A 5,999-nucleotide genomic window follows, 5' to 3' on the forward strand; every position below is an offset into this window, starting at 1 on the left:
AAAAAAGCGGATTCCAAGAAACAACAGGTGTTTTTGGAAGAAACCTTCCCGAGCCTAAAAAAAAATTGCTGAATAGCGACATTGACCACCTCCTGTTCGAGGACGAAACCATGATCCGGGATTACCAAGCCATTGGCTGCACCTGGTTTCTCCGCGGCCACCAGCGGAAAATCCCCACTTACGGACAACACAAAGGGGTGAAATTGATCGGCACCTTGGATTATGAAACCGGTCGGATCATTTGTACGGAAGAAGGGGCATACGACGCAGCGGCCTTCCTCCGTTTTTTGGAGCGGACGTTGCGGGAATACCCCACCGGAAAAATCGTGATGGTATTAGATAATGCCCGTATCCACCACGCCAAGCTGATCCAGCCTTTTCTTAAAGAAAACGCTGGGCGCCTGGCACTCATCTTCCTCCCTCCCTACAGCCCTCAGTTGAACCTGATGGAAGGCGTATGGAAGTGGCTCAAGGAATCGGTCATCAACAATGTTTTTTTTGACCACGTCCAGAAAATCAAACAGGCGGTCCGCGGTTTCTTAGCCGATGTGAACGGGCGTCCCCTTGAAGTGATTGACCGACTGTGCGTGCGGATGTAAAGTATTTAATTCAACCTATATAAATGGGTTAATAATAGAGGTAGCAACTTGTCATCTTCCTTTCTTTTGGGGAAATAGTGCGGTGTCGTTATCATCACTATTAACCAAAAATTGGGGGGTGGCAAGTTGTTTTTGTCGTTAACCCCGTTAAATCAACGAAAAAATACAAAATTGAACGTCTGGCAGAGCTAAACTTTGACAGTACGCAAATGGAGGAGGAAGGGAATGAATGAGAAGCTACTTATGGCCTTCAAGCAGCAGGACACGGAAATCGTCCTAAGGGAACTAACACCCCTCCTCTACAAGTACATGAAGGGGGTCCCAGCCTCTATCCGGGAGGATGTATTTCAGGAGTTAGCACTCACCTGCGTCCAAGTGGTAGCCAGATACGATTTTTCACAAGTACATCCCTTCCTGTAGAGGGAAAATGTAAGAGAGAAAGGGGGAATTCGATGGAAGAATGGGTTAACTTTATCGCCAATGTCGGTTTTCCGATTTTCATTACGATCTACCTGCTGGTCCGCCTGGAGGCCGTGATGGATAAAGTAATGGATTCTTTGGATGAATTGAAACAGACGTTACGCAAATAAAAGAAGGAGGTGGGAACCAATGGAGCCAGCCGTATTTTTAAGACAGCTGTATGAAGGAGCAAAAGAGACGTTTCCCCTTTATGGCATTTTCCCTTCCGTTACCGCAGCCCAAGCTATCCTGGAGAGCGACTGGGGGAAATCCCAATTGGCGCGGGAGTGCTGCAACCTGTTCGGTATCAAGGCGGATTCCGGCTGGAAAGGGGAAAAGAAGGCCTACCCTACGAAGGAGTATGACAGGCATGGACAGCTCTACACGGTAACTGCCTATTTCCGGAAGTATGCTTCCTATGCGGACTCCCTGAAGGACCATGGCAGGTTCTTTCAGGAAAACCAGCGCTATGTGAACGTAATCGGGCTTTTGAACTACCGGCAGCAAGCCCGTGCAATTCAGGACGCCGGCTATGCGACGGATCCCCGCTATGCGGAGAAGCTGATTCGACTAATTGAGGAGAACGGTTTGTGGAAATGGGATCAAGAGGTACTTACCATCTCCTCTGAGAAGAACGTTTCTTTCGTAACCCACGTAGTGAGCGAGGGGGAAAGCGTGATAAGGATTGCCGAAAAACATGGTGTAACCCTTCAGGAGATCGTTGAAGCTAACCACTTAAATAATCCCGACCTTATTTTCCCAGGGCAAAAGCTGGCGATTCCAATTTCCGGAGAAAATCCAGGAAGCAAAGTCTACATGGTGAGGGGCGGAGATACCCTGTCTACCATTGCACAACGGTACGGGACTTCCTCCGAACGCATTGCCTCGGATAATGGGATTCCGGATAGTAATTACATCCAGGCAGGGCAAAAGATACTCATCAGGAATTAAAAATAAAAACAGAAAAGTATACAGAAAGCAGGAAAAAAATATGGCAGATTTAAAAGTACAGCAAGTTCAGGAATGGCTACTTTCTACATATAGAAACCAAAGCAAATTTGCAGCCTTCGTCTCTGAAACAGGATTCGAAGCCAACGGCTTGACTGACAATACGACAATGACGGCGCTCATCTATGCCTTACAGTATGAATTAGGCATTAGTGATGTGACTGGAAGCTTCGGACCTACGACGCTTCGCCTGGCTCCAAGAATCAATCTTTCGAATGCTGGAAACTATCCTAAAAATATCATTAGAATCTTGGAGGGAGGACTATGGTGCCACGGTTATAACGCCGGCTATAATGAATCATTCAATTCTTTTGGTGGTACGTATGATAGTGACACCGATGTAGCTGTTAAGGAATTGCAAAATGATATTGGCACTAATCCATCCGGAAATTTTGACGGATATCTCTGGAAAGCCTTGCTTTCAACCGATGCCTATGTGACTACCTGGTCCAATGGCTCAGAGAAACTGCGTGAAGCACAGCAGTACCTAAACGGCTTAGCAATCAATGGCTACTTCTTTACCGATGATTTTATTGGAGGGTATCTGCCAACGGATGGCCTAAACAGCCGACAATTCAACAGTGCACTCATCTACTATTTACAGGCGGTTATGGGAATGTACGCCAGTGAAGCGACGGGGTTTATTGGAGACGCTACAAAAGCAGGATTGATTACTGTACCGGATAATCTTCCCGATGATGTAACAACAGCCCGGCATTACGTGAGAGCCATTGTCTTCGCCCTTCTGGCGAACGGATATGACCTGACAATCAATAGCTATTGGTCGGAAGAAACGGCAGCTGCGATCGCTCAGTTTCAGAGAGACATGGCGTTGCCAGTGACTGGCAAAGTAGACGTTACCACGTGGATGGCTCTATTGGTTAGCTATGGAGATAAGAATCGTCCTTATGCAGCTTGCGATACTCGCTTTGAGATTACGGAATCCCGACTAGAAACCTTAAAAGCAATGGGAATCCAAGCAGTCGGGCGATATATCAACGGAACAGAGTTTAAAGTGTTAAGAAGCGGTGAAGTGGAGCGAATTATTAATGGAGGATTAGGCTTAATTCCTATTTATCAAGAGAACGGAACGAATGCCATTGATTTTAGTAATGTTATTGGTCGCTCTCAAGCAGTAAAAGCCGCTGGAAATGCTAGAAAATTTGGAATCCCTTATGACTCCATCATATATTTTGCAGTTGACTATGACGCGCAAGACTGGGAAATTGCGGAATACATCCTCCCCTATTTCAAGGGAGTGAGTGAAGCCTTAACAAACTTCCGTGTGGGCGTGTACGGTACCCGAAATGTTTGTTCCCAAGTTACTTCTGCCGGCTACGCCGTTACCAGTTACGTATCCAATATGTCTTCTGGTTTCAGCGGTAATCTGGGCTTTAGAATGCCGTCAAATTGGAACTTTGATCAATTCGATGAAATCGAGATTGATGATTGGGGTATTGATAAAGTCGTATATTCTGGTTTATATCCTGTAGTTGGCTCCCTTACAAATAGGGATTCCGATGAGCAGTTAATCAAAGACGCTTTGGCAAGAGTAACAGATGGGCTTCCTTTGTTCACTGGAGTAGCAGGAAGAATTGAACTGGACGGAGAAGAGAAGACCCTATTTGATGATACCTTGATTAGGGTAACCTTTAGTGCTTCTGCAGACGTGGCCGCAGGAGATGATGAAGAAGTGGGGAATACTATTTTTGTATATAATTACAGCAAAATGGATAGCTCTGTTGAGAATATTATAAAAAATAATCTTGGACTCTCTAACCAAGTTAAACTTGATGCTGAAGGAATTACAAGTACACTTGCCTCTAATATCTTTTACGGTAAAATTGAAAGTTCCGTGAGCGTTCAATTTAGAGAAATAATGTATACTTACAAAGTAATATTATACGAAATTGAGCTATTGGGAGGTCTTACTACCTCAGCCTCCATTACATTTAACATATACCTTAAGAACTACAATCTCCCTCCTAGATACCAAGTTCCTGCAGATATTCAAGATAAAGTAATACAAGTCTCGCATGAGGCTTATCAGGGTGTTAGTGCAGCACAAGTAATCTCAGGAGGATTGGCCATAATAGCAGCAGGAGCATTTCTTTTGTATGTCGGTCCTGCAATTATTACTGCCATTCCCACCATAATGGAAGGTCTTATTGCAGCGATGGGGATTATATTGAACACCCAACCTGCTATGTAGTTTTTCCTTATACAACATATAGGCTATAAATACAGACCCCCATCCCTATTTTGTAAGGATGAGGGTCTGTATTTTTTAAGGAGCTAAGTCCTAAAATTTCTAACATGATGAGAAAGAATTTTTTTGAACGTATCAATTTCTTCTTTCGTTCTAAAGAAACTTTTAGGGATAGGCATATAGGAATATTTATTGACCACCAAAAGAAACATATCTTCAAATTCATGAGCACTCATGAAGCTTTTCCATTCGAAAAACTCATACTCATCCTTAACCTTAATTTGAATTCCTATGTGATTTACAGCATACTCTCCTACGTATCCTTTTCTTAGAGTAGACTGAAACGTCGCCTTTAACCGATTCCTGATAGCCATTTTTCCGGCCAGAACTCCAATTCCCCCTCCCACCAACACGGTACCAGCAGATAATAAAAATAAGTTTAATTGTGAATAATTAGATACATTATCCAAGGCATTATAAATCAAGAAATACATGATTATAAAAAACAAAGAAAGGGAAATCAATCTTCCTCCCAATCGTGTCCTCCTTTGGTACTGGGTTGCTCTTTCAATCTGCTGTAAATCTAGTTTACCCATAAATCTTAAATCGAATTTTTCTTCATTCATTTTGTTACCTCCAATTTTATGGTGTTTGATCTGTACTTAATTATTAATCTCACCACTTTACAACTTCTCACGCCTCTAAGGGCATAAAAATACAAACAACCCCCAATTTTTTATATGATTGATTTGGAGAAAAAACCAACAAAAAAAGGGGTTGTTTGCGTGGTAATAACTTTATACTAAGTTACTTTTTTATATACTCGTTCTCATTTTCTAGAAAAGTCTTCTTTATTCTAATTTATCTTAGTCAGGAAAGAAAGTATCAATAAAAATATACTAAAATTAGAAAGGAGAAGTTTCAAAAAGATTTCTACTTAGCTAATTTTAGTATACTTCGCTATACTATTTGTCCAATTGCCTTAGTGATATTAATGTCCCAAGTTCCCATTACCCTTATTAGTAGGGGGTATCACTTTGTTATTATTATCAAAAATAATTGTTTCTTCATTCAAGCTAGCTTCCTTGAGGTTTTCCTTCTTAAATACAGTTGCTGACAATAAAAGAATCACTATTAAAACAATGACTGATAAAAATAATCTTCTTTTTCTCAACTTTTTCACTCTTCCCCGTCAACTTCCGTATTTTCCATTATTGAACCGCTTTAACATGATAGGTTTGTCCAGACTTTGGATTATCGACCAGGAAATAAAAGAATTGACTTGTGATTATAGTATAGGGCGATCCGCTAAGTGGCAGATTGTACGCTTCCACAACATTGCTGGGGTTTGCAGCTGAACTAGTTGTGTTAACTCCAAATCCCCCTTTTTGAAAAGTTAATCTAAATGTAGATGTAGTTGACGATCCGAAAAGATACCCCCCATATCTACGCCCTGAACCATAAAATTCATTGGACTGATAACTAGCACCATTATTAAGCCATTTAACAGTAGTTGGATAATTTACACCCAAAGGCTGTATAATCATGTCATTGTTTTCAATTATTTCCCTTGACGGTTCTACTACCTCCCCATTCTTGTCATAAATAATTATATTTTCATCAGAAGTAGAGCTAACTTCATCTGCGCTAGCAGTATGAGGTATTACGAAGCTATTTAATACAGATAACATCAAAACGATGAACCCAATTTTTTTTAAATATTT

The 5,999-nt window shown here is 41.6% G+C and carries 7 protein-coding genes and 1 pseudogene; 5 read left to right on the top strand and 3 right to left on the bottom strand.

Going from position 1 to position 5,999, the window contains the following annotated elements; genetic code table 11:
* The 5 genes and pseudogenes from TES5_RS14525 to TES5_RS14540 all read left to right on the top strand — a co-directional run.
* Nucleotides 1-599, top strand: a pseudogene (locus TES5_RS14525) (IS630 family transposase); the annotation flags it as partial.
* Nucleotides 600-824: 225 nt separating this feature from the next.
* Nucleotides 825-1,019, top strand: a complete 195-nt coding sequence (locus tag TES5_RS14530; RefSeq protein WP_068562693.1) for a hypothetical protein — start codon at nt 825-827, stop codon at nt 1,017-1,019.
* A gap of 32 nt (nt 1,020-1,051) precedes the next feature.
* Complete coding sequence (locus TES5_RS15095; RefSeq protein ID WP_072763895.1) at nt 1,052-1,189, top strand: YvrJ family protein; 138 nt, start codon at nt 1,052-1,054, stop codon at nt 1,187-1,189.
* A gap of 19 nt (nt 1,190-1,208) precedes the next feature.
* The gene (locus TES5_RS14535) at nt 1,209-2,009 is read left to right on the top strand and encodes a glucosaminidase domain-containing protein (protein ID WP_068562694.1); all 801 of its coding nucleotides are present in this window, start codon (nt 1,209-1,211) and stop codon (nt 2,007-2,009) included.
* Nucleotides 2,010-2,049: 40 nt separating this feature from the next.
* Nucleotides 2,050-4,278 (top strand): glycoside hydrolase domain-containing protein, encoded by a 2,229-nt coding sequence (locus TES5_RS14540; RefSeq protein ID WP_068562695.1) that lies wholly within the window; start codon nt 2,050-2,052, stop codon nt 4,276-4,278.
* 83 nt (nt 4,279-4,361) lie between these two features.
* On the opposite strand, the gene TES5_RS14545 is transcribed toward TES5_RS14540, so the two are convergent.
* The 3 genes from TES5_RS14545 to TES5_RS15475 all read right to left on the bottom strand — a co-directional run.
* Nucleotides 4,362-4,901 carry a YcxB family protein gene (locus tag TES5_RS14545; protein WP_068562696.1) on the bottom strand — a complete coding sequence of 180 codons (540 nt, stop codon included), beginning with the start codon at nt 4,899-4,901 and terminating at the stop codon, nt 4,362-4,364.
* Nucleotides 4,902-5,266: 365 nt separating this feature from the next.
* Complete coding sequence (locus tag TES5_RS14550; RefSeq protein WP_068562697.1) at nt 5,267-5,449, bottom strand: hypothetical protein; 183 nt, start codon at nt 5,447-5,449, stop codon at nt 5,267-5,269.
* A gap of 37 nt (nt 5,450-5,486) precedes the next feature.
* On the bottom strand, nt 5,487-5,999 hold a 513-nt coding region (locus tag TES5_RS15475), incomplete at its 5' end, for a hypothetical protein (RefSeq protein WP_198143375.1).

The sequence above is a fragment of the Trichococcus sp. ES5 genome, from assembly GCF_900067165.1.
Classification (GTDB): Bacteria; Bacillota; Bacilli; order Lactobacillales; family Aerococcaceae; genus Trichococcus; species Trichococcus flocculiformis.

Bases quoted from the DNA above. Each gene is read 5' to 3' on its own strand.
- TES5_RS14530 (WP_068562693.1), top strand. From the start codon at position 825: ATGAATGAGAAGCTACTTATGGCCTTCAAGCAGCAGGACACGGAAATC.
- TES5_RS15095 (WP_072763895.1), top strand. From the start codon at position 1,052: ATGGAAGAATGGGTTAACTTTATCGCCAATGTCGGTTTTCCGATTTTC.
- TES5_RS14535 (WP_068562694.1), top strand. From the start codon at position 1,209: ATGGAGCCAGCCGTATTTTTAAGACAGCTGTATGAAGGAGCAAAAGAG.
- TES5_RS14540 (WP_068562695.1), top strand. From the start codon at position 2,050: ATGGCAGATTTAAAAGTACAGCAAGTTCAGGAATGGCTACTTTCTACA.
- TES5_RS14545 (WP_068562696.1), bottom strand. From the start codon at position 4,901: ATGAATGAAGAAAAATTCGATTTAAGATTTATGGGTAAACTAGATTTA.